Here is a 20,846-nt window from a genome sequence, read left to right as displayed (position 1 = left end):
CACTTTATTCTTTAAATAGATTAGATTCATTTAATCTATAGCTTAGTATCATTAAGCTCTCACTTAGATGAACGTTTTCAACAATGACATCATCTGGTACTACCAAATCAGTTGGAGCAAAATTCCAAATTCCCTTTATTCCGTTTCTAACCATTATATCAGCAATTGATTGAGCTTGTTCCTTTGGAACACATATAATACCGATATCTGTAGGATTTTCCTTAAGGTATGTATCTAGATATTCTACATCCTTAACTTCAATGTCTCTAATTTTTATTCCTATTAGTTTAGGATTTTTATCAAATATTGCTTGAAGATGAAAACCTAATCTTTCAAATTTGCTGTAGTTTGCCACAGCTTGACCAATGTTACCTGCACCAACTATAACTGTCTTATACTCCTTATCTAGTCCTAATATTTTTCCAATTTGATTATATAGGTCTTTAACATTATAGCCATATCCTTGTTGTCCGAAGTCCCCAAAGCAGTTTAGGTCTTGTCTAATTTGAGAAGCTGTAAACCCTATTCTTTCTGAAAGTTCTTTAGATGATATTCTATCTATATCTTTTCTTAAAAGTTCACCTAAATATCTGTGATATTTTGGCAATCTTCTGATAACTGCCATTGAAATTTTAGTTTCCTTAGCCATTAGCTCACTTCCCATCCTTTGAAATTTCCCCTACTTTATATGTTATAATATGCATGAAAATATGTCAATTACCTAAAAAGTCTTGCTTGTCTTAAATGATAGTATTAAAATTAATCTGTTAGTCTATTTTAATCAGAGGTGAAAAAATGGCAGTTCTTTATATAAATAATATAAAAAAATCCTATGGAACTGATGTTGTATTAGATGATGTAAACCTAATTATAAATGAAGGGGATAAAATAGGTTTTGTTGGCAGAAATGGTGCAGGAAAAACTACACTATTTAAGATAATAGCAGGAACATTAAAGCAGGATGAAGGGGAAATAATATTACAAAAAGGTAAATCTTTAGGATATTTATCTCAAAATCTTGATATTGACGAAGATTTAACTGCATTTGAAGAGGTAATGAAGGTTTTTTCAGATGTAAAGCAACTAGAAATAAGAATGCGTGAAATTGAGATGGAGCTTTCTAATCCTAATTCCGATCATGAAAAACTTCTTAAGGAATATGGTAGACTTCAGACTGAGTTTGAGCATAGGAATGGATATAGCTGTGAAAGTTTTGCAAAGGGAGTATTAATTGGACTTGGATTATTAGAGGAGGAAGTAAACAAGAAATTATGTTATCTATCTGGTGGACAAAAGACAAGAGTAGCACTAGCAAAGCTGCTTTTAAAAAATCCTGATGTACTTCTACTTGATGAGCCAACAAATCATCTTGATTTAGGTGGAATTGCCTTTTTGGAAAACTTTTTAAAGGAGTACAAAGGAACTGTTCTTATTATATCGCATGATAGATATTTCCTAGATGTGATAACAAATAGGACTGTAGAAGTAATTAATGGAAAAGTTGAAGACTATAGTGGAAACTATTCTTATTTTATAAAGGAAAGAAAAAACAGAAAAGAGCAGAGGGTAAAGGAATATGAACTAAAACAAAAGGAAATAAAAAGGCTTGAGGAGATGATTGAAAGATTTAGATCCTTTAATCGTGAAAAGAGTATAAAGCAGGCTGAAAGCAAAGAGAAAATGCTTTTAAGATTAGAAGAAACTTTAGGAGAAAAGCCAGTTGTCTATGAAGAGAATGTTAAGATTAGTTTTGATACAAAAATAAAAAGCGGTAATGATGTTCTTTATATTGAAGGATTATCAAAGGCATATGGAGAAAAGACTCTTTTTAATAATATAAATTTAATGATTAGAAGAGGAGAAAAGGTTGCTTTAATTGGTGAGAATGGTAGAGGTAAAAGTACACTTCTTAAAATTATTAAAGGGGAAGTTGAGGCAGATAGTGGATATATAAGACTTGGAAGAAATGTAGAAATAGGATACTACGATCAGGAACAGAAGGATTTAAATCCAGAAAAGACAATTTTAGATGAAGTATGGGATGAATTTCCACAAAAAACAGTAAGAGAAATTAGAAATGCTCTAGCAGCCTTTTTATTTAAGGGTGATGATGTATTTAAGCAGATAAAGGATTTATCAGGTGGAGAAAAGTGTAGATTGAATTTACTTAAACTAATGCTTAAAAAATCCAACTTTTTACTTCTAGATGAGCCTACAAATCATCTTGATATTTTAACTAGAGAAGAACTAGAGGATGCGCTTTTAGAATATGACGGAACAATATTTGTAATATCCCATGATAGATACTTTTTAAATAAAGTTGTTCAAAGAATATGTGAACTTGAGGAAAATAATATCGTTGAATATCTTGGAAACTACGATTATTATGTAGCAAAAAAGAATGCAAGTGAAGAAGATATAGTTATAAACGAAGAAGGTAAAACAAAAACACAAATAGAAAAAGAAAAGAAAAAGTTAAGAGAGCAGAGGGAGAAGATTAAAAATATAAAAAATGAGATAAAGAAGGTTGAAAAGGAAATAGAAGAAAAAGAAATTGCAATATCAGAGTTAGAAGAGGAACTATGTAGGGAAGAGGTTTATACAAATCCTGAAAGGGCAAAGGAAGTAAATCAAAGGATCATAGAGCTAAAACAGGAGCTTGATGAGTGCTATGAATATTGGGAACAATTAAATATTATGTTGGAAGAATAATCGATAGGTACCTAATTATGTGCATAAATTAGCATTTTGTAGATTTTTGCACATAATTAAGGTGCCTTTGTTTTTTACGAAAATTTTAAAGTTGATAGAATATTATGAAAATACTATAATAAGAATTGGGGAGGCAGAAAATGTTATCAATTTAACAATGGGGGGATAATATGGAGAACATTTCATTTGAAAAAAGGGATAATGTTGCAATTCTAAAAATTTCACGTCCAAAATTTCTCAATGCATTAAACTCAGAAACTTTACGTGAGCTTGAAATGGCAATTGATGATATACAAAAGGATAAAGATATATATGCACTTGTTATAACTGGCGAAGGCAATAAGGCTTTTGTTGCAGGAGCTGACATAAAAGAGATGTCTAATATGTCTGTATTTGAGGCAAGAGAATTTTCAATTTTAGGAAACAGAGTATTTAGAAAAATTGAAGGGTTAGAGATACCAACTATTGCAGCAGTAAATGGGTATGCATTAGGTGGTGGATGTGAATTAAGTCTATGTTGTGATATTAGAATTGCATCAGAAAATGCGAAATTTGGACAACCTGAGGTAACTCTAGGTATTACACCAGGATTTGGAGGAACACAAAGGCTTGCAAGAATAATTGGAACATCAAGGGCAAAAGAGCTTATATTTACAGGTAGGATGATAGATGCAAAAGAGGCTGAAAAAATTGGTTTAGTTAATAAAGTAGTACCTCAAGAAAGTTTAATGGATGAGGTAATGGATTTAGCAAATTCAATAGCAAAGAATGCTCCACTTGCGGTTAGAATGTGTAAAGTTGCAATAAATAGAGGAATAGATGTTGACATAGAAACAGGTATTCAATATGAAGCTGAAATATTTGCACATTGTTTTTCAACAGAGGATCAAAAGGATGCAATGGCAGCCTTTTTAGAAAAAAGAAAGATAGACAAGTTTAAAAACAGATAGGGGGTAACGTTTATGGATTTTTCACTAACAAGGGAACAGCAGCTTGCAAAGGAAATGTTTGAAAAGTTTGTAGAGAATGAAGTAAGACCAATTGCAGCTGAAATTGATGAAACAGAAAGATTTCCGATTGAAACTGTAAAGAAGATGGGCAAGCTTGGAATGATGGGTATCCCATTTGAAAGAGAAGTAGGGGGTGCAGGTGGAGACTTCATAACATACATCATGGCAGTTGAAGAACTTGCAAAGGCTTGTGCTACAACTTCAGTTATTCTATCTGCCCACACATCCCTATGCTGCTGGCCAATATATACATTTGGTACAGATGAGCAGAAACAAAAATATCTTCCAAAGCTTTTAAAGGGAGAGTATCTTGGTGCCTTTGCACTAACTGAACCAAACGCAGGAACAGATGCAGCAAGTCAGCAGACAACAGCAAAGCTTGAGGGAGACTACTACATACTAAATGGTAGCAAGGTATTTATAACAAACGGTGGATATGCTGATGTATTTATTGTTTTTGCTATGACAGATAGAAGCAAAGGAACAAAGGGAATATCAGCCTTCATCGTAGAGAAGGGATTTGAAGGCTTTTCAATAGGAAAAATTGAGGAGAAGATGGGTATTCGTGCTTCCTCAACAGCAGAGTTAATTTTTAAAGATTGTAAGGTTCCAAAGGAAAATCTACTTGGTAAAGAAGGTATGGGCTTTAAGATTGCTATGGCAACACTAGATGGCGGTAGAATAGGTATTGCAGCACAGGCTCTNTGAAGAACTTGCAAAGGCTTGTGCTACAACTTCAGTTATTCTATCTGCCTAYACATCCCTATGCTGCTGGCCAATATATACATTTGGTACAGATGAGCAGAAACAAAAATATCTTCCAAAGCTTTTAAAGGGAGAGTATCTTGGTGCCTTTGCACTAACTGAACCAAACGCAGGAACAGATGCAGCAAGTCAGCAGACAACAGCAAAGCTTGAGGGAGACTACTACATACTAAATGGTAGCAAGGTATTTATAACAAACGGTGGATATGCTGATGTATTTATTGTTTTTGCTATGACAGATAGAAGCAAAGGAACAAAGGGAATATCAGCCTTCATCGTAGAGAAGGGATTTGAAGGCTTTTCAATAGGAAAAATTGAGGAGAAGATGGGTATTCGTGCTTCCTCAACAGCAGAGTTAATTTTTAAAGATTGTAAGGTTCCAAAGGAAAATCTACTTGGTAAAGAAGGTATGGGCTTTAAGATTGCTATGGCAACACTAGATGGCGGTAGAATAGGTATTGCAGCACAGGCTCTAGGTATTGCCGAAGGCGCACTAAATGAGGCTGTAAAGTACATGAAGGAGAGAAAACAGTTTGGAAAGCCTATTGCAACATTCCAAGGCCTACAGTTCTATATAGCAGAGATGGCAACTAAGGTTGAGGCTGCAAGAAACTTAGTGTACAAGGCTGCTTGGAAAAAGCAGACAGGACAAAACTACAGCATGGATGCTTCTATGGCAAAGCTTTACGCTTCAGAAACTGCTATGGAGGTTACAACTAAGGCTGTTCAGATATTTGGTGGTTATGGATATACTAAGGACTACCCTGTTGAAAGAATGATGAGGGATGCTAAGATCACTGAAATATACGAAGGAACTTCAGAAGTTCAAAAGATGGTTATTTCTGCAAACATTCTAAAGTAGTGGGGTGAGGGTATGAATATTTTAGTTTTTATAAAGCAGGTTCCAGATACTAACGAAGTTAGAATAGATCCAAAGACAGGAACTCTAATTCGTGAAGGTGTTCCAAGTATTATAAATCCAGATGATAAAAATGCAATTGAAGAGGCACTTAGAATAAAGGAAGAGGTTGGAGCTAAGGTAACTGTTGTTACTATGGGACCACCTCAAGCAGAAAAGGCTCTAAGAGAAGCACTTGCTATGGGTGTTGATGAGGCTGTTTTATTAACAGATAGAGCATTTGCAGGGGCAGATACTTGGGCAACATCCCTTGTTCTTGCAAAGGCTGCAGAAAAGCTTGGCTATGACTTAATATTTGCAGGAAGACAGGCAATAGATGGTGATACTGCACAGGTTGGACCTGAAATTGCGGAGCACTTAAACCTTCCTCAAGTTACATATGTTGAAAAGGTTGAGGTTTTAGATGGTGAAGTTAGGGTAAGACGTGCACTAGAGGATGGATACGAAACGCTACGCGTTAAGCTTCCTTGCCTTTTAACTTGTATTAAGGAGTTAAATAATCCAAGATATATGAATATATATGACATATTCACTTGCTATAGCAAGGAAATTAAGGTTATGGGACTTTCAGATTTAGGACTACAAAAGGAAGAGGTTGGTCTTTTAGGTTCACCAACTAAGGTTAAAAAGTCCTTTACTAAAGGTCCTAAGGCTCAGGGCGAAAAGTTTGACTTGCCAGCTCATGAGGCAGCAAGTATCATCACTGAAAAACTAAAGGGTATGCACCTTATATAAGGAGGCGATAGTATGAAAAAGGGCGTTTGGGTTATTGCGGAGCAAAGAGATGGTAATCTTCAAAAGGTTAGCCTTGAGCTTTTAGGTAAGGCAAGGGAGATTGCAGATAAGCTTGATGGTGAAGTTGTTGCAGTTTTATTAGGATATGAAGTAGACAAGTTAACAGATACCTTAATCCACCATGGTGCAGATAGGGTTATATTAATAGATAACATCAATTTAAAACACTATACAACAGATGCCTACACTAAGGCAATTTGTGAACTAGCAAATGAAAAGAAACCTGAAATCATATTTATAGGTGCAACATATATAGGACGTGACCTTGGTCCAAGAGTTGCCGCAAGGCTAAAAACAGGACTTACAGCAGACTGTACAGGCCTTGATGTAGATGATGAAACAAAGAACCTTCTTATGACTCGTCCAGCCTTTGGCGGAAATATTATGGCAACAATTGAGTGTCCAAACCATAGACCTCAAATGTCAACTGTAAGACCAGGGGTGTTTAATGTTCCTTGTGCTGATTATGCAAGAAAGGGAGAAGTTGAAAGATTTAATGTTGAYATAAAGGAAGATGATATAAAGGTTAAGATTGAAGAGATTGTAAAGTCAATGAAGGAGAAGATAGATATAACTGAAGCAGATATTATAGTTGCAGGTGGACGTGGAGTTGGAAATAAGGAAGGGTTTAATTTACTTAAGGAGCTTGCAGATGTACTTGGAGGAATAGTTGCAGGTTCAAGAGCAGCTGTTGACTCAGGATGGATAGAAAAGGACAGACAAGTAGGACAAACAGGAAAGACAGTAAGACCAAAGCTTTACATTGCCTGCGGTATTTCAGGTGCTATTCAGCATCTTGCTGGTATGCAGGAGAGTGAGTATATAGTGGCTATAAACAAGGATGGAGATGCTCCAATTATGTCTGTTGCAGACCTTGCTATTGTTGGAGACCTATATAAAGTTGTTCNTTTAGGTTAAGGCAAGGGAGGATTGCAGATAAGCTTGATGGTGAAGTTGTTGCAGTTTTATTAGGATATGAAGTAGACAAGTTAACAGATACCTTAATCCACCATGGTGCAGATAGGGTTATATTAATAGATAACATCAATTTAAAACACTATACAACAGATGCCTACACTAAGGCAATTTGTGAACTAGCAAATGAAAAGAAACCTGAAATCATATTTATAGGTGCAACATATATAGGACGTGACCTTGGTCCAAGAGTTGCCGCAAGGCTAAAAACAGGACTTACAGCAGACTGTACAGGCCTTGATGTAGATGATGAAACAAAGAACCTTCTTATGACTCGTCCAGCCTTTGGCGGAAATATTATGGCAACAATTGAGTGTCCAAACCATAGACCTCAAATGTCAACTGTAAGACCAGGGGTGTTTAATGTTCCTTGTGCTGATTATGCAAGAAAGGGAGAAGTTGAAAGATTTAATGTTGATATAAAGGAAGATGATATAAAGGTTAAGATTGAAGAGATTGTAAAGTCAATGAAGGAGAAGATAGATATAACTGAAGCAGATATTATAGTTGCAGGTGGACGTGGAGTTGGAAATAAGGAAGGGTTTAATTTACTTAAGGAGCTTGCAGATGTACTTGGAGGAATAGTTGCAGGTTCAAGAGCAGCTGTTGACTCAGGATGGATAGAAAAGGATAGACAAGTAGGACAAACAGGAAAGACAGTAAGACCAAAGCTTTACATTGCCTGCGGTATTTCAGGTGCTATTCAGCATCTTGCTGGTATGCAGGAGAGTGAATATATAGTGGCTATAAACAAGGATGGAGATGCTCCAATTATGTCTGTTGCAGACCTTGCTATTGTTGGAGACCTATATAAAGTTGTTCCAGAACTTATTAATGAAATTAAGGCCTATAAGCAGTCCTGTGAAGTAATGTAAAGGGGGATATATTATGAAAATATTTGTAGTGGGATGCGGAACAATGGGCAGTGGAATAGTTCAATGCTTTGCCCAAAGTGGTTTTAGTGTAACAATGTATGATATTAAAGAAGAGTATGTAGAGAGAGGATATGGTTTAATCAATAAGTCTTTATCAAAGCTAGTTGAAAAGGGAAAAATGGATGAAGAAAAGAAAAACAATATTCTAAACAACATAACAAAATCAGTAAATATTGAGGATGCAAAGGATGCAGACGTGGTTGTTGAGGCTGTTTTTGAAAATATGGATGTAAAGAAGGATATTTTTAGTAAGCTAGATGCTATATGCAAAGAAGATACTGTTCTTGCTACAAATACATCATCTTTATCAATAACAGAGATTGCAGCAGCAACTAAAAGGCCAGATAAAGTAATTGGAATGCATTTCTTTAATCCTGCACCAGTTATGAAGCTTATTGAAATTATAAGAGGTATAGCAACTTCAGATGAAACCTTTGAAAAGATAAAGGATTTATCAATAAAAATAGGAAAAGACCCAGTTGAAGTTAAAGAATCAGCAGGATTTGTTGTAAATAGGCTTTTAATTCCAATGATAAATGAAGCAGTAGCACTTCTTGCTGAAGGAGTAGCAACAGCAGAAGACATTGATAAAGCTATGAAGCTTGGTGCAAATCATCCAATGGGACCACTTGAATTAGCAGACTTTATAGGAAATGATGTAAACCTTGCAATTATGGAAACATTATACAATGAAACAGGTGATCCAAAGTATAGACCGCATCCACTTTTAAGAAAAATGGTAAGAGCAGGATACTTAGGAAGAAAAACAGGAAGGGGATTTTATAACTATAAATAATAAAAGGCGGCGTTAATTTAACGCCGCTTTTATTTAGGAGTAATAATTGAGAGGGGTATTCTAAAACTAGTTTTTGTTTAGTTTAATGTATAAGTTAATTAGTCTATCTAATTCTTTGCTCATATAGAGCACCTTATCGGTATTTGTTCCAAGCCTTAGCACTTCTTTATTTAATCTTTCTCTAAGAATTTCCATTCTCAAGTTTAGTAGCTGATTTGTATATTTTAGCATAAGAACTTGATTTCCTCTTTTTAGTTTCAACATTTCCCCTCCCCACATTTGAGTACTACTATTAAAGACAGTACAGTTTTTGATTATACATTCTTTACAAATAAAAGGCAATAAATATTGATATATTTAAACAAAATTTAATAAATGTATAAACTTATTTAAATTTTCAATGTCGAAACATGACGAAAATTTATATATTTTCTTTTTTGTTGTCGTATGCTATAATCTCTTTTGCTGTACTAGAGTAAAGTAAATCAAAATTTTAATAATATTTAACAATTAAATAAAAATCAAGAAAGGGGAGGTAAATAATGGCTAATGGGGATAATAAAAGCAGAAACATTTTAAAGAACATTAAAATGACTTGGCTTTTTATCATTCTTATGTGCATTATTGGAACTTCCATGATTTTTATTTCATTGTTAGGAATAAACAACATGAAGATTTTAAGCTTAGATATGAATAATCTTTATAATGAGAGAATGTTACCTTCTTTACAAGTTAAAGAAATTGAAACAGAGTTTTATCAAATACGATTACCTTTTGTTCAAATGATATATTCAAACAAATATGATTTAGCTCTTGAAACAACTATTAATGAACATAAGACAAAAATTGATAATATACTCCAATCATATAGAAAAGCAAAAATGAATGAAGATCAAAAGAAAATGCTTGAAGAAGTAGAAAAAAGTTATCAATCATATATGACAGGACTATATTCAACAATAGATAAGTTAAAAGCAAATCAAACATTATCATATGCAGATGTACAACACTTAGAAGAATTAGCAAAGAATTTAGAAATTGCAATTGAAACTTTAGTTAAAGAAAATGCAACAGTAGCATCTCAGGTTGTAGATAAGGCTAATAATGCATACTTAAAATCAAGAATAATAATCATAAATTTATCAGCAGGTCTTATATTAATATCAGCAATTTTATCCTTTATACTCATCAAGCTTCTTAAAAACTCAATGGCACAAATAAACTTTGTAGCTGAGAAACTTAGTCAATATGATTTCACAGTAGAATTGGAAACAGAAGGGAAAAATGAATTTATAGAGATGAATAGATCACTTAAGCAAGTTGTGGAAAACATTAAAAGGGCTATAGGAGAAGTAAAGCTGAATGCTGAAACATTAAGTGCAAGTTCACAGGAACTTACAGCTGCATCGGAGGAAATGGCAGCTTCATCACAGGAGCTTGCTAAAACAATGGAGCAGGTAGCAGAAGGAGCCTCATCACAGGCAAATGATCTACAGGATATTATAAATTTAATTTCTGATTTAACTTCTAATATAGAAAAGGTGTATGGAGAACTTGAAAGAGTGAAAAAGGAGACTGACAACACAACAGATAAGGCGAATGTTGGTAAAATGGAAATGGATAAGCTTATAAAGTCTATTGAGGAAATAAGAAATGCCTTTGAGGTTGTTGTAGGCAAAGTAAATAATTTAACAAGTTCAGTAAAGCAGATAAGCAGTATAACAAATGTGATAAGTTCAATATCGGAGCAGACAAATCTATTAGCTTTAAATGCTGCAATTGAAGCAGCGAGAGCTGGAGAAGCAGGAAGAGGATTTGCGGTTGTTGCTGATGAGGTTAGAAAGCTAGCAGAAGAGTCCAAAAAGTCTACAGAAGAAATAGCAGAGCTTGTAAGTTCCATCCAAACAGATACAGAAGAAGTAATTAAAACATCTAATGAAGTTGAAAATTTCATTAAGTCACAAACAAGTGCAGTTGAAAATACAGTGGAATCCTTTGCTGAAATACTAGAATCTGTTGAAAATATCGCTCCTTTAATGGAAAGAACTTATGAAGGAATGAATGAAATAGTTAAATCAAAGGATGAAGTGCTTTTAAAAGTTGAGGGAGTAAGTTCTGTTGTTGAGGAAAATACAGCGGCATCTGAAGAGGTTGCAGCATCATCACAACAAATTTCAGCATCATCAGAAGAAGTTGCAGCAACTGCACAAAATCTAAGTGCTATGGCAATGGATTTAGCTAATATAGTTCAAAGATTTAAGGTTGAATGATGGGGCAGTTTTCTGCCCTTCTTTTAAGGGGAGGATTGTATGGATGGTGTTAAAGATATAGATTACTTAACATTTAGAGATTATCTTACGGGAATTTATAATAGAAATTATCTAGAAAAGTTTTTTAGAGATAAAAATTATAAAAATTTAGCTGTTGTATTTTTAGATTTTGATAATTTTAAATATATTAATGACACATATGGACACCATTTTGGCGATAAGGTTTTGATAAAATCAGCAGAAAAAATTAATAGTCTTATAAATGATGAAGGTGAACTGTTTAGATTTGGTGGTGATGAGTTTATAATTATACTTGTAAATAAATCTCTAAGTGAAGTTGAAGGGGTAGTTCAAAGGATTATAGATGAATTCAACTGTGTGTTTGAGCTTGAAGGAAAAGAAATATTTTTGACATTAAGTGCAGGAATATATATGGCAAAATCCTATGAAGACCTGTATGAAATTATAAGAAAGGCAGATTCAGCCTTATATGTTTCAAAAAAAGAAGGAAAGTCAAAATTTACTGTTTTTGAGGAGAAGATAGAAAGTCAAATTAAAAGAAGAGCAGAACTTCTAGTTAGGTTAAAGAAGGCAGTGGAAAATAAAGAATTTTATCTGATATATCAACCAATATTTGATGTTAGTAAATCAAAAGTACTTGAGGTAGAGGTTTTAACAAGGTGGAAATGTGAGGATTTAGGAGAAATTTCACCATCAGAGTTCATTCCATTACTTGAAGAGACAGGTCTAATACGTGAATTTGGGTATTTTGTATTGGAAGAGGCCTTTAAGCAGCTAAAGATATGGGATGATATTGGATTGGAATTAAAATTAAACATAAACATTTCACCTATTCAGCTTAGAGATAAAAAATTAGTTTTAAATATAAAAAAGTTAAAAGAAAAATATAAAATAGATTTAAGTAGAGTAATAATAGAAATAACAGAGACGCAGATGATCAAGAATGATGAAGTTCAAAATAAAACATTAAATCAATTAGAACAGTTAGGTATTTCTTTAGCTATTGATGATTATGGTACAGCCTATTCACAAATATTAAATACAGTAATGGTTCCAGCGAAGGAGATAAAAATTGCAAAGGAGATTATTGATTTGATAGATAAAGACATTAGAGTAAATTTAATGGTTAAGTATATGATAGAGCTATTTAGAAATTTAGGTTATTTAGTAGTAGCAGAAGGAGTTGAAAACAAGCAACAATTTGAATTCTTAAAGGAATTTAGATGTGATAAAATACAAGGATATTATATAGCTAAGCCAATGGATAATGCATCAATTATTGAGCTTATTAAAAATGGTCTAGACTTAAAATAAAAAATCTCCTCATATCGAGGAGATTTTTTATTATAGGTTTTCACACGCATTAAGTGCAGCTATTTGGCCTTCTCCAACTGCTTTAGCAATTTGATAAGGCTTTCCAGCAACATCGCCTGCAGCATAAAGTCCCTTAATGTTTGTTTCCATGTTTTTATCTACCTTAACGTGTGGTCCATCTACTTCAAGTCCAGGCACAAGAGAAGTTAAAGGATAGCTATCCTTTAGAACAAAGAAACCATCAGCCTTTATTTCAGTATTATCAAGAACTAATTTTTCTGCACTGAAGGCACCTTCAAATTTCAAAGGTTTACCATTAACAACTTCAACCTTTTCATTAAGCTTTGATAAATCTTCCTTTATTTGAGGAACAAAATAAACTTTACTACATACTGTTGCAAGGAAATTAGCTTCTTCTATAGATTCGTGGTTGTAGCCTATTACTGCAACAGTTTTTCCTTTATAAAGTGGGGCGTCGCATGTTGCACAGTAGCTTACACCTGAACCTAAAAATTTGTCTTCATTTTCTATTGTCTTTTTAAAGTCAACTCCTGTTGCAAGTATAACCTTTTTAGCTTCATACATTTCAGTTTCTGCTTGAATACTAAAGTGTGTTCCCATTGAGTAAACTGCAAGAACATTTTTGTTTACTACAACAGCATCTGTTTTATTTAGATGATCATTTAATCTTTCCATGAATTCTGTTCCAGTTATATCTGGTAAGCCTGCATAGTTTGGAATAGAAGGAGCCCAGAGGATTTTCTTGCTGTCTTGCCCAAATATTATAACCTTCTTGTTTCTTGCGTAGGCATTAATAGCAGCAGAAATCCCTGCTGGGCCCTTCCCGATAATTGCTATATCGTACATTATAGGTTTAGAGCTCCTCTTATTGCTGATTCTATTTGATCAGCAGGTCTAAATCCAACAAGCTTTCCAACAGGCTTACCATCCTTAAATAGAACAAGAGTTGGTATACTCATTATACCGTATTGACTTGCAGTTACAGGGTTTTCATCAACGTCTAGCTTAACTACCTTTACTTCTCCTTCCATTCTTTGAGCAACTTCTTCTATAACTGGTGCAAGCATCTTACAAGGTCCGCACCAAGTAGCCCAGAAGTCAACAAGAACTGGAACATCTGAATTTAATACTTCATTTTGGAAATTGCTATCAGTTACATGCATTACCATATATATTACCTCCTGAAATTGTTTTGCTATTACCATATACCCTTAAGGGGTATCTACACTATTATAATACTCAACATATAAAAAAATGTCAATATGTTTTAAAAAAATTTCCTTTAGATTTTACCATATTTTATGATGTAAAGTAAAATAAATAAAATTTCGATAAATAAGTAAGGGGGTGTGTACATGAGAAAAATATCATTTCTGCTGCTTTTTACTTTTATTATTACAACATTTGCAGTTTTTATGCCAAAGGTTGAAGCTGCAACATTTAAAGTACAGATAACTTCAAGCAAATTGGCAATAAGGAGTGGGCCTTCAACAAAGAATAAAATAGTAGGATATTATACAAAGGGACAAGTAGTAGATATTTTAGGACAAGCAGGAGTTTTTTATAAGACAAGTAAAGGGTATATACACAGTGGGTATACAAAGAAAATACAAGTTGTACAAAACACAATAAGTAGAGGGGCACAATTTGTACCATTTAAAGTAGAGATTACCGCTTCTAAACTTACAATTAGAAGCACAGCTTCGACACTATCAAAGGCTTTAGGATACTATTTAAAAGGACAAACAGTAGATGTTTTAGGACAAGCAGGAGTATTTTATAAAACAAATAAGGGGTATATCCATAGTGCTTACACTAAAAGAATACAGTTAATGCCTAATGTTAATAATACAGGTAAATACATTGTTATAAAAGAGGATACTCCAATATACAAGTCGATAAATGGGGCAGCAGATGAAAGATATGCAGTAAAGGGAAAAACCTATAGAATTCTTGAGGATAAAGGTGATTATTATAAAATCAGACAAGGTGCCCTTGAGGGGTATGTGCCGGTACAAAATACAGAAATAATAAATTATATTCCAAAGGAAAAGATAACTTTAGCTTGGCACTATGTATATGATAAATCAAAAAATGAAAGATACTATAATACAAAGTATGCAGAGAGTAAATATATAACTAAAAGTTCTGTTGATATAGGATTTGATGTTATTTCTCCAACTTGGTTTGATATGATAGGTTCAGCTGGTGACTTAAACAGCATAAATGTACTAGATAAGGGTGATGAGAAATATGTAAAAATAGCCCATAGAAATGGGTATGAAGTTTGGGCTTTACTAGCTGAGTTTGATGCAGATAGGGCCTATGCAATGTTTACAAATAAAACAGTTATGAACAGAGTTATAAACCAAGTAGTAAATTATGCATTAAAGTATAATCTGGATGGTATAAATATTGACTTTGAGGGACTTGGACTTAAAAATAAAGATGGACTTATTAATTTTACAAGGGAGCTTACAAATAAATTAAAGGCAGCCAATCCTTTAATAAAGGTATCAATAGACGTAACAAAGCCTTCATCATCTGATACATGGTCAAGATTTTATGACAGAAAGGCTTTAGCAGATATAGTAGATTATATGATGTTCATGGCTTATGATGAACATTATCAAACATCAACTGTCGCAGGTTCAGTTGGTTCACTTCCTTGGGTAGAACAAGGAATAAAAGAGATACTTGCCCTTGGAGTTTCAAAGGACAAGTTAATACTGGGAGTTCCATTTTATCTAAGAGACTTTACAGTTAAAATGGGTGAAAATAAAGTGATATCATCCCGTGTTTTAAGTATGCAGCAGGCGGTAGATATAATAAAGCAATTTGGAGGAAACATTTATTTTGATGACGTTGCAATGCAGGATGTAGGGGAGTATTTTGATGCTGAAGGAAACAGGCATCTTGTATGGCTTGAAAATGCAAAGTCAATGGGATATAGACTTAATCTTATAAATAAATACGACCTTAAGGGTATGGCTGCATGGCAGCTAAACTTTGAAACACAGGATATATGGGATGTTGTAAAACAAAAGCTGAAGTAGTTTTACTTCAGCTTTATTCATATTTTTGTCTATTCAAAAATTTCAACTTTTATTAATTTAATATATCCTATATAATAAAATAAAAAACCATAGGTGATAGTATGGATATATTTTGTTTAGTTGGAAAAAGTGGTACAGGTAAAAGTTTTAAAGCGATGCATGTTGCAAGTCAATATGATATAGATTGCATAATTGATGATGGTTTATTAATATATAAGGGTAGGGTAGTTGCTGGTGTATCAGCTAAAAAAGAAAAGACAAAGATGGCTGCAGTAAAGAGGGCGATATTTTATGAAGAAGAACATAGAAGGAGTGTTTTGGAAAAATTAAAGGAGTTACCAATAGAGAGGATATTGATTATAGCAACATCAATTAATATGGTAGAGCATATAGTATCTGCATTGGAACTTCCAAATAATTATGAAGTAATAAAAATTGAGGATGTGTCAACAAAAGAGGAGATAGAGCTAGCAAGAAGGTATAGGATTAGGGAAGGAAAGCATGTAATACCTGTTCCAGTTTTTGAAGTAAAAAAGAGTTTTTCAGGATATTTTTTAGATTCAATAAAAAATTTTATAATAAGAGATAATAAGAAGCAGGATGTAGAAAAGACAATAGTTAGACCAACCTTTAGCTATCTTGGTAAGTTTACGATTTCAGAAAATGTAATAAAGGATATAATAGCATATTTAATAAATAAAGAAACAAATAAATTAAATCTAGATTCAGCAAAAATAAATCAAGAGGAAGAAGGAATAAGAATAACGGTTAATGTAATAGTAAATGAAATTTGTAGGTTGGATGATTTAGGACAGAATTTAATGAAGAAAATTAAAGAAGATGTTGAATATATTACAGGTATAAATGTACTAAATATTAGGTTTGTATATAGGGATTTGAGAATTAGGCAGGTGTGAGATATGTATAAATTTCAGGAATATAGTGAAGGGATTGTAATAAGAGATACAGAGGATTTTGATATAAAGCAAACATTTGATTGCGGACAATGTTTTAGATGGAATGAAGATAATGATGGAAGTTATGTGGGTGTGGCTCATGGAAGGGCTGTTAGAATAATTCAAGATAGAAATGATATATACATAAAGGGTGGTAAAATAGAGGATAAATATTTTTGGGAGGACTATTTTGATTTAAAAAGAGACTATAAAAATATAAAGAAGGAATTGTCAAAGGATAAAATATTAAAAGAGGCAATACAATATGGCGAAGGAATAAGAATATTAAATCAGGATATGTTTGAGATAATTGTTTCATTTATAATTTCTGCTAATAATAGAATACCCATGATTAAAAGAGCAGTTGAAAACATATCAAGAAGATATGGAGAAGAAATAGAATTTGAAGGTAGAAAATTTTATGCATTTCCAAATGCAGAAAGGTTAAAGGATGCAAAGGTAGAAGAATTAGAGGCTTGTGGTACAGGGTTTAGAGCACCTTATATAGTTGATACAGTTTCAAAGATATATAAAGGTGAAGTGGATTTAAACCACATAAAGAGTTTAAATACTGATGATGCCCATAAAGAATTGATAAAATTAAAGGGTATTGGACCTAAGGTGGCAGATTGTATTTTGCTTTTTTCAATGCAAAAGTATGATGCTTTTCCAGTTGACGTGTGGGTAAAAAGAGTAATGCAGCATTTTTATCTTGCTCCAGATGTAAGTTTAAATAAAATACGTCAATTTGGAAGAGATAAATTTAAAGAACTTGCTGGATTTGCACAGCAGTATTTATTTTATTATGCAAGAGAATTTAAAGGGAAGGATGCATTCTAAGGAGGGGGAAAATGTACAACAAGAAATACTATGTAGTAGAATCTAGCGTTTTACCTGAAGTATTTATCAAAGTAATGGAAGTAAAAAAACTTTTAAATGAAGGAAAGTTTACTAGAGTAAATGATGCAGTAAAAGAAGTAGGAATAAGTAGAAGTACCTACTATAAGTATAAGGATAGTATATTTGAATTCTATGAAAACAAAACACAAATACTTACACTTGCCCTAATATTAGATCATGTATCTGGAATACTATCAAAAATATTAGATGTTGTGGCAAAGGCTAATGGAAACATACTAACAATAAACCAAAGCATACCTCAAGAGGATTTTGCAATGGTTTCTATCTCAATAGACACAATTGCTCTAAACCAAAATCCAGATGAGCTTATAGATGTTATAAAGAATTTACCAGGTGTAAGGAAATTGCAGATTATAAAATAATGTATTTATTAATCTTGAGGAGGTTTGATTTACACATTAGCCCCATGAAAGAGCTTATAAATTCTTTCATGGGGCTTTTAAACTATATATGTTGTAAAATAATCTGACAAAATGATCTTAGGGCTGTGAATATATTTATTAGGATTAGGATATAATACAATATGTGTACTTAATGGATAAAGACATAAAAAAAAGAAAAAATGAAAATTTGAGTGAAAATAATAGATAATTAAACTAAAATTAAGATAATATGGAATACAAAAAGTTTTAGCTAATATTTACAGAGTTGATTATAAAATAAAAAATATTTAATATTATAAGTGTGATTAGCACTCAAACATAGTGAGTGCTAACAAGGAAGATAATAATAAAATTTACATAAAGATTGTCTAAGGAGGGGTTAGAATGAATCTTAGACCACTTGGTGACAGAGTAGTTATTAAAAAGATTGAAGCAGAAGAAACAACTAAGAGCGGAATAGTTCTACCAGGTTCAGCAAAGGAAAAGCCACAAATGGCAGAAGTTATAGCAGTAGGACCAGGGGGATATGTTGACGGAAAAGAAGTAAAGATGGAAGTAAAAGTTGGAGATAAGGTAATATTCTCAAAGTATGCTGGAAATGAAGTTAAGATTGATGGAGTAGAATACACAATCTTAAGACAAGATGATATCCTTGCAATAGTTGAAGAATAATTTAAAGGGGGTAGAGACTTATGGCAAAGGAAATTATGTTTGGTGAAGAAGCAAGACGTGCGATGCAAAGAGGTGTTGATAAGCTAGCTAACACTGTTAAGATAACACTTGGACCAAAGGGAAGAAACGTTGTTCTTGACAAGAAGTTTGGTGCACCACTTATAACAAACGATGGTGTATCAATAGCTAGAGAAATAGAATTAGAAGATCCATATGAAAATATGGGTGCGCAACTTGTTAAGGAAGTTGCAACTAAAACAAACGATGTTGCGGGTGATGGTACTACAACTGCAACATTACTAGCACAAGCAATAATAAGAGAAGGTTTAAAGAACGTTACAGCTGGTGCTAACCCAATGCTAGTTAGAAATGGTATCAAGAAGGCTGTTGACGTTGCTGTTGAAGAAATAAAGAAGATTTCAAAGCAAGTTAACGGTAAGGAAGACATTGCAAGAGTTGCTTCAATATCAGCTGCTGACGAAGAAATCGGTCAATTAATAGCTGATGCTATGGAAAAGGTAGGTAACGAAGGTGTTATCACTGTAGAAGAATCAAAGACAATGGGAACTGAACTTGAAGTTGTTGAAGGAATGCAATTTGATAGAGGATACATCAGCCCATACATGGTAACTGATGCAGAAAAGATGGAAGCTGTTTTAGATGATCCATTCATATTAATCACTGACAAGAAGATATCAAATATCCAAGACATTCTTCCAATACTTGAACAAATAGTTCAACAAGGAAGAAAGCTACTTATCATAGCTGAAGATGTAGAAGGTGAAGCGCTAGCTACACTTGTAGTTAACAAGCTAAGAGGTACATTCACTTGCGTAGCTGTTAAGGCTCCAGGATTTGGTGACAGAAGAAAGGAAATGCTACAAGATATCGCTATCCTAACTGGTGGCCAAGTAATTTCAGAAGAACTTGGAAGAGACCTAAGAGATGCAGACATCACAATGCTTGGACGTGCTGAAAGAGTTAAGATCACAAAGGAAAACACTACTATCGTAAACGGTAGAGGAGATAAAGAAGAAATCAAGGCAAGAGTTGCTCAAATAAGAGCTCAAATAGAAGAAACTACTTCAGACTTTGATAGAGAAAAGCTACAAGAAAGACTTGCTAAGCTTGCAGGTGGAGTTGCAGTTATCAAGGTTGGTGCTGCTACTGAAACAGAACTTAAGGAAAAGAAACTAAGAATAGAAGACGCTCTAAACGCTACAAAGGCTGCTGTAGAAGAAGGTATAGTACCAGGTGGTGGTACAGCATACATCAATGTAATTCCAGCAGTTGCAGAGCTAGCTGAAAGAGAAACTGAACCAGATGTTAAGGTTGGTATAAACATAGTTAAGAGAGCGCTTGAAGAACCAGTAAGACAAATTGCTGAAAACGCTGGTTTCGATGGTGCGGTTATAGTAGAAAAGGTTAAGGCTGCTGACAAGGGTGTAGGATTTGACGCTCTACATGAAAGATATGTTAACATGATTGAAAACGGAATTGTTGACCCAACTAAGGTTACAAGATCAGCTCTACAAAACGCTGCTTCAGTTGCTTCAACATTCCTAACAACAGAAGCTGTAGTTGCTGAAATTCCAGAAAAAGAAAAAGCTCCAGCTATGCCAGGACCAGATATGTATTAATAAAATATAAGGGATTGCCAAAAGGCAATCCCTTTTTTAATGGTTCTTTGTCAATAGTTGGAGCGAGTATTTTATTAGAATGCCTGTCCTTTCAAAATTTTTAAAGCCGAAGGCACTTTTTTAGTAACGTTAATCTTAAAATTAAATCATTTCATTCCAAATATTTAATAGTTTCTGTTATTTTTAATATTTTTTAATAAATACTTAACTAATTAAATTATAAATATTAATATAATTTAACTTGTTAGCTGTGAATGTTGTATATTATATAAATTGTAATAAGGAGGGAGTTGTAATTGAATTTCAAAAAGTTAACTTCAAGTTTATTATTAATTATGCTTATGACAGTAATACTTGTATTTGGAGCTTCAGAGTCGCTTAATAATGGTGGGGCGACATGGTCAGGTGGAATACGTGATAATATTGTTTTTTCACAAATAGTTGATAATAAAGTAGATGGATTGGCATATAAAGCTACAGTTTGGGTGCAAAATGACGAAGGAACAAGGAATGAAGTGACAGGCAGAACAACAGGTTTTGGTGAAAGTGGTAAAATATATGTGCAAATAGGTGCGACATATAAACATATATTTGAACCCAATAGAGCTGGATATAAAAATTTAGAAATAATTAACGCTAAATTAAATTAGATGTTAGAATGAGCCAAAATAAAATGCATTTATTT

Annotated in this window: 18 protein-coding genes and 3 pseudogenes; 17 read left to right on the top strand and 4 right to left on the bottom strand. The window is 33.3% G+C overall.

The window, feature by feature from the left end; translation table 11 throughout:
* Window positions 1–4 precede the first annotated feature (4 nt).
* The gene (locus TCEL_RS09550; RefSeq protein WP_040684016.1) at window positions 5–649 is read right to left on the bottom strand and encodes a redox-sensing transcriptional repressor Rex; all 645 of its coding nucleotides are present in this window, start codon (window positions 647–649) and stop codon (window positions 5–7) included.
* Between the two features lie 146 nt (window positions 650–795).
* Here TCEL_RS09550 and abc-f point away from each other — a divergent pair, with 146 nt between their 5' ends.
* The 8 genes and pseudogenes from abc-f to TCEL_RS09510 all read left to right on the top strand — a co-directional run bounded on the left by abc-f (window position 796) and on the right by TCEL_RS09510 (window position 8,907).
* A complete protein-coding gene (gene abc-f, locus TCEL_RS09545; RefSeq protein ID WP_018663536.1) occupies window positions 796–2,712 on the top strand; it encodes a ribosomal protection-like ABC-F family protein in 1,917 nt (638 codons plus the stop codon).
* Window positions 2,713–2,882: 170 nt separating this feature from the next.
* A complete protein-coding gene (locus tag TCEL_RS09540) occupies window positions 2,883–3,662 on the top strand; it encodes a short-chain-enoyl-CoA hydratase (protein ID WP_018663532.1) in 780 nt (259 codons plus the stop codon).
* A 12-nt stretch (window positions 3,663–3,674) separates the two neighbouring features.
* Window positions 3,675–4,424 (top strand): annotated as a pseudogene (locus TCEL_RS09535) (acyl-CoA dehydrogenase family protein); the annotation flags it as partial.
* A gap of 4 nt (window positions 4,425–4,428) precedes the next feature.
* Window positions 4,429–5,349: pseudogene (locus TCEL_RS09530) on the top strand (acyl-CoA dehydrogenase family protein); the annotation flags it as partial.
* Window positions 5,350–5,361: 12 nt separating this feature from the next.
* Complete coding sequence (locus TCEL_RS09525; protein ID WP_018663525.1) at window positions 5,362–6,141, top strand: electron transfer flavoprotein subunit beta/FixA family protein; 780 nt, start codon at window positions 5,362–5,364, stop codon at window positions 6,139–6,141.
* Window positions 6,142–6,153: 12 nt separating this feature from the next.
* Window positions 6,154–7,119, top strand: coding sequence for an electron transfer flavoprotein subunit alpha/FixB family protein (locus tag TCEL_RS09520; protein WP_018663523.1), 966 nt, complete (start codon window positions 6,154–6,156; stop codon window positions 7,117–7,119).
* Window positions 7,116–8,051, top strand: a pseudogene (locus TCEL_RS13235) (electron transfer flavoprotein subunit alpha/FixB family protein); the annotation flags it as partial. The gene TCEL_RS09520 and the pseudogene TCEL_RS13235, both read left to right, overlap by 4 nt.
* Window positions 8,052–8,064: 13 nt before the next feature.
* The gene (locus tag TCEL_RS09510; RefSeq protein WP_018663519.1) at window positions 8,065–8,907 is read left to right on the top strand and encodes a 3-hydroxybutyryl-CoA dehydrogenase; all 843 of its coding nucleotides are present in this window, start codon (window positions 8,065–8,067) and stop codon (window positions 8,905–8,907) included.
* Window positions 8,908–8,973: 66 nt separating this feature from the next.
* On the opposite strand, the gene TCEL_RS09505 is transcribed toward TCEL_RS09510, so the two are convergent.
* Window positions 8,974–9,168, bottom strand: a complete 195-nt coding sequence (locus tag TCEL_RS09505) for an aspartyl-phosphate phosphatase Spo0E family protein (protein ID WP_040683808.1) — start codon at window positions 9,166–9,168, stop codon at window positions 8,974–8,976.
* A gap of 281 nt (window positions 9,169–9,449) precedes the next feature.
* On the opposite strand from TCEL_RS09505, the gene TCEL_RS09500 reads away from it, so the two are divergent.
* Entirely contained in the window at window positions 9,450–11,177 is a 1,728-nt protein-coding gene (locus TCEL_RS09500) for a methyl-accepting chemotaxis protein (protein ID WP_018663505.1), read from the top strand.
* A gap of 39 nt (window positions 11,178–11,216) precedes the next feature.
* The gene (locus TCEL_RS09495) at window positions 11,217–12,512 is read left to right on the top strand and encodes a putative bifunctional diguanylate cyclase/phosphodiesterase (RefSeq protein ID WP_018663504.1); all 1,296 of its coding nucleotides are present in this window, start codon (window positions 11,217–11,219) and stop codon (window positions 12,510–12,512) included.
* Window positions 12,513–12,542: 30 nt separating this feature from the next.
* On the opposite strand, the gene TCEL_RS09490 is transcribed toward TCEL_RS09495, so the two are convergent.
* Window positions 12,543–13,379 carry an NAD(P)/FAD-dependent oxidoreductase gene (locus TCEL_RS09490; RefSeq protein WP_018663502.1) on the bottom strand — a complete coding sequence of 279 codons (837 nt, stop codon included), beginning with the start codon at window positions 13,377–13,379 and terminating at the stop codon, window positions 12,543–12,545.
* Window positions 13,379–13,702: a thioredoxin gene (trxA, locus tag TCEL_RS09485; RefSeq protein ID WP_018663501.1), complete on the bottom strand. Its 324-nt coding sequence runs from the start codon at window positions 13,700–13,702 to the stop codon at window positions 13,379–13,381. The genes TCEL_RS09490 and trxA overlap by 1 nt, the downstream gene beginning before the upstream one ends.
* A gap of 186 nt (window positions 13,703–13,888) precedes the next feature.
* Between trxA and TCEL_RS12880 the strand changes: the two genes are divergently transcribed.
* The 7 genes from TCEL_RS12880 to TCEL_RS09450 all read left to right on the top strand — a co-directional run bounded on the left by TCEL_RS12880 (window position 13,889) and on the right by TCEL_RS09450 (window position 20,811).
* Window positions 13,889–15,589 carry a glycosyl hydrolase family 18 protein gene (locus TCEL_RS12880; RefSeq protein WP_018663500.1) on the top strand — a complete coding sequence of 567 codons (1,701 nt, stop codon included), beginning with the start codon at window positions 13,889–13,891 and terminating at the stop codon, window positions 15,587–15,589.
* 101 nt (window positions 15,590–15,690) lie between these two features.
* Window positions 15,691–16,506, top strand: a complete 816-nt coding sequence (locus tag TCEL_RS09475) for an Asp23/Gls24 family envelope stress response protein (protein ID WP_018663499.1) — start codon at window positions 15,691–15,693, stop codon at window positions 16,504–16,506.
* A 3-nt stretch (window positions 16,507–16,509) separates the two neighbouring features.
* The gene (locus tag TCEL_RS09470; protein WP_018663498.1) at window positions 16,510–17,385 is read left to right on the top strand and encodes a DNA-3-methyladenine glycosylase family protein; all 876 of its coding nucleotides are present in this window, start codon (window positions 16,510–16,512) and stop codon (window positions 17,383–17,385) included.
* Between the two features lie 11 nt (window positions 17,386–17,396).
* Window positions 17,397–17,828, top strand: a complete 432-nt coding sequence (locus TCEL_RS09465) for an ACT domain-containing protein (RefSeq protein ID WP_018663497.1) — start codon at window positions 17,397–17,399, stop codon at window positions 17,826–17,828.
* Window positions 17,829–18,233: 405 nt separating this feature from the next.
* The gene (gene groES, locus TCEL_RS09460) at window positions 18,234–18,521 is read left to right on the top strand and encodes a co-chaperone GroES (RefSeq protein ID WP_018663496.1); all 288 of its coding nucleotides are present in this window, start codon (window positions 18,234–18,236) and stop codon (window positions 18,519–18,521) included.
* A 20-nt stretch (window positions 18,522–18,541) separates the two neighbouring features.
* Window positions 18,542–20,161, top strand: a complete 1,620-nt coding sequence (groL, locus tag TCEL_RS09455; RefSeq protein WP_018663494.1) for a chaperonin GroEL — start codon at window positions 18,542–18,544, stop codon at window positions 20,159–20,161.
* Window positions 20,162–20,457: 296 nt separating this feature from the next.
* Window positions 20,458–20,811, top strand: a complete 354-nt coding sequence (locus TCEL_RS09450; RefSeq protein ID WP_018663492.1) for a hypothetical protein — start codon at window positions 20,458–20,460, stop codon at window positions 20,809–20,811.
* Window positions 20,812–20,846 lie beyond the last annotated feature (35 nt).

It is taken from the genome of Thermobrachium celere DSM 8682 (assembly GCF_000430995.1).
GTDB lineage: Bacteria > Bacillota > Clostridia > Clostridiales > Caloramatoraceae > Thermobrachium > Thermobrachium celere.
This window is presented reverse-complemented; position numbering and strand designations above follow the sequence as displayed.